A 3277-nucleotide genomic window follows, 5' to 3' on the forward strand; every position below is an offset into this window, starting at 1 on the left:
GTCCGAATCGCCTCGACCTGCTGACGCAGCTGCCCAAGCATCTCGGCACTTTCACTTCCGCGGGGCGCCGTCAGGCCCATCGCGGCCGCCCCGATCAGGGCGCCGAGACCGAGAGCGGCCGCCGATATTCCGGCCAGGCGCGCATCGAGGTGAAACGTCCGTTTGGCGATCGCGGCCGGTTCTGGCGCGGCCTTCCCGGCGGAGGCGCGCGCGCCGAGGATCGCCTGCTTCAGCAGAGCGTCGGGCGAGGTTTCCACCGACGATGCGAGGACCTTATCCGTCATGGGCCGTGCTTCCTGTGTGCGCAGAAAGCATTGGTTAAGGCTGTTTCTTTACGAAACCGTTACCATGCCGATCAGGCAGCGAGGCCGCGCTGGCGCAGGAGCGGATCGATGCTGGGCAGCCGGCCCCTGAAAGCGGTGTAGGCCTCGCCCGGATCTCGCAGGTTGCCGGCCCCGTAGATGTATTTGCGCAGGCGCGCGGCCGTCTCCGGATGGAAGATGTCGCCCGCTTCCCGGAAGGCGTCGAAGGCGTCCGCGTCGAGTACCTCGGACCAGAGATAGCTGTAGTAACCCGCCGCATAGCCATCGCCCGAGAAGATATGCGCGAAGTGCGGCGTACGGTGGCGCATGGAGATCTCGGCCGGCATTGCGATGCGCTTCAGGGCGTCGGCCTCGAAGGCCGCCACATCCAGACCGTCCTCGCCGGCACTGGACAGGTGGAGGGTCATGTCGACGATCGCCGAGGACGTGTACTCGATGGTGGCGAAGCCCTGGTTGAAGGTGCGCGCCGCCAGCAGCCGCTTCAGCAGATCCTCCGGCATCGGCTCGCCGGTGCGGTAATGCCTGGCGTGCGCCCGCAGCACCTCCGGCTGTTCCAGCCAATGCTCGTAGAGCTGCGAGGGCAATTCCACGAAGTCGCCCGAAACGGCGGTGCCCGCGAGAAGCGGATACGTCACGTCGGAGAGAAGGCCATGCAGCGCGTGGCCGAACTCGTGGAACAGCGTGCGGGCATCGTCGAAGGAGAGCAGCGTCGCCTCGCCGTCGGGCGCGCGTGCGAAGTTCATCACATTGACGATGATCGGCTTGATGTCCCCGTTGAGGCGCTCCTGGGAGCGGAACGCGCTCATCCAGGCCCCGCTGCGCTTCGAGGCGCGGGCGAAGTAGTCGCCGAGGAACAGGCCGACCTCGGAGCCATCGGCGTTCCGCACGGCCCAGGCCCGCACGTCCGGGTGGTAGCGCGGTGCGTCGGCGAGTTCCTCGAACCGCAGGCCGAAGAGCCGCGAGGCCGTGTCGAAGGCGGCAGCGATGACGCCGTCGAGCGGCAGGTACGGCTTGATCTCGCTCTCGTCGAGATCGTGCTCGGCCCGGCGCAGTTTCTCGGCGTAGTGGCGCCAATCGTGCTTGGCGAGGTCGAAATTGTGGCCCTCCGCCTGGACCAGGGCCTGGAGCCGCTCGCGCTCGGCCGCGGCCTGATGATGAGCCGGGGTCCAGACGTTGCGCAGGAGGTCCATGGCGCGGTCGGGCGAGCCCGCCATCGTGTCCGACAGCTTGAAGTGGGCGAAGCTGTCGTAGCCGAGCAGCCGGGCACGTTCGGCGCGCAGGGACACGATCTCGGCGATGAGGCCGCGATTGTCCGTGGTGCCGCCATTCTCACCGCGCCGGGTCCAGGCCTCGTAGGCCTTTTCGCGCAGGTCGCGGCGGGTCGAGAACACCAGGAACGGCTCGATCAGCGAGCGCGACAAGGTGATGACGTGACCGTGCCGGCCACCACGCTCCTCTGCGGCCGAGGCAGCCGCCGCACGCAGGAATGGCGGCAGGCCGGCGAGATCCTCCTCGGACTCCAGGGGCAACGCGAAGGCGCCCTCGTCGGCGAGCAGATTCTGGCTGAAGCTGGTGCCGAGTTCGGCCATGCGGGCAGCGATCTCGGCCATGCGGGTCTTGGCCTCCGGCGCGAGGTCGGCGCCCGAGCGGCGGAACCGCGTGCGGTACCGGTCGAGGACCCGACGCTGTTCCGGCCCGAGCCCCTCGGCCTCGGGATCGACGGCGGAGATACGGGCCCAGAGTTCGGCGTTCAGGTAGATCGCGCTGCCGTGGCGCGCCAAACGCGGGGTGATGGCGCGCTCCACCGCCTTAAGCTCCGGATTGGTGTGGCTTCCGCTGAGGTTGAAGAACACGGAGGCGACCCGATCGAGGTCGTGCCCGGCGCGCTCGAGGGCTTCCACCGTGTTGGCGAAGGTCGCCGGCCCTGTTTCGCCCGCGATGGCCGCGATCTCGGCGCTGTGGTTCGCGAGGGCCGCCTCGAAGGCCGGCAGGTAGTGGGCCGGCGCGATCTGCTCGAAGGGCGGCAGGCCGTGGGGGGTCGTCCAGTTCCGCTGTGCGAAGGGCCCGATATCCGTCGGCCGCGTGGCCGTGTCGAGGGTGGTGCCGGGCGTGCCAGAGGTCATGCGAAGTCCTTCGTGCGGTTCGTCGCGCGTCGGGGTGCAAGGTAAGCACCCCGACGAAAAGCGCAAAGCCGCCGCTGGTGCGATTACGGCGCCGCGTGGACTTTGTGCCCTTGCGGGTCGCGGCCAACGCCCTGATCGTCACCGCCGAACAGGCCCTCCCGCGTCACCGGACGGCCGACCAGGATTGGAACGCGATGCGCCCGCCCCGCCTCATCGGCCCACCCGCCGCCGCGCTGATCGCCGTATCGCTCCTCGGCATCGCGATCCCGCTCGGGCAGGCGGCGCGCGCTGACGTGAAGGGCGTGCCCTCCGACGCCACAGCCATTCCGATGCCGCCGCCCGCGCCGCCCCCGCGTCCGCCAGACCTCGGCTCATCCGAGCCCGTCAAGCCCGACCAGACCCCGCCAGGCCCGGGCGGGGCGCCGTTGCCACCGGAGCGGCCGGCCGAACTGAAGGCGCCTGAAGGCGTCGCCCCGTCGGCAAAGCCAGCCGAGCTCGGGAAACCCGGCGATGCGGTGAAGCCGGCCGAGACCGGCGAGACGCCCGTGCCCCCGCCGCGCCCGCCGGAACTCTCCGGCACGGCGCTCGCCGTGACCGTGGCGCCCCTGGACGACAGCGCCTGCCGGCGTCGGCTCGAACGCCTGGGCGTCCGGTTCGAGCCGCTGCCGGCCATCGCGAATGGGCAATGCGGCGCGGCGAGGCCACTGAAGATGACGGCGCTCGCCGACGACCTGACGCTCACGCCGCCCGTGACCCTGGTCTGCGGGGCCGCCGAGGCCCTGGCCCGCTGGGCGACCGAGGTGCAGGTGGCCGCCGAGCGCGATCTCGGTG

General features: G+C 70.3%; 2 protein-coding genes and 1 pseudogene. 1 reads left to right on the top strand and 2 read right to left on the bottom strand.

Translation table 11 applies throughout. The features are described from left to right. Positions 1-257 (bottom strand): annotated as a pseudogene (locus JWQ05_RS17205) (hypothetical protein); the annotation flags it as partial. A gap of 98 nt (positions 258-355) precedes the next feature. After that, the gene (locus tag JWQ05_RS17210; RefSeq protein WP_299660888.1) at positions 356-2446 is read right to left on the bottom strand and encodes a M3 family metallopeptidase; all 2091 of its coding nucleotides are present in this window, start codon (positions 2444-2446) and stop codon (positions 356-358) included. A gap of 95 nt (positions 2447-2541) precedes the next feature. Here JWQ05_RS17210 and JWQ05_RS17215 point away from each other — a divergent pair. Further along, on the top strand, positions 2542-3277 hold a 736-nt coding region (locus JWQ05_RS17215; protein WP_299660890.1), incomplete at its 3' end, for an extensin family protein.

The sequence above is a fragment of the Methylobacterium sp. genome, from assembly GCF_028290105.1.
Taxonomy (GTDB): Bacteria; Pseudomonadota; Alphaproteobacteria; order Rhizobiales; family Beijerinckiaceae; genus Methylobacterium.

What these genes read in the sequence shown, in the direction of transcription:
- JWQ05_RS17210 (WP_299660888.1), bottom strand. Translation starts at nt 2,446, where the DNA reads ATGACCTCTGGCACGCCCGGCACCACCCTCGACACGGCCACGCGGCCG.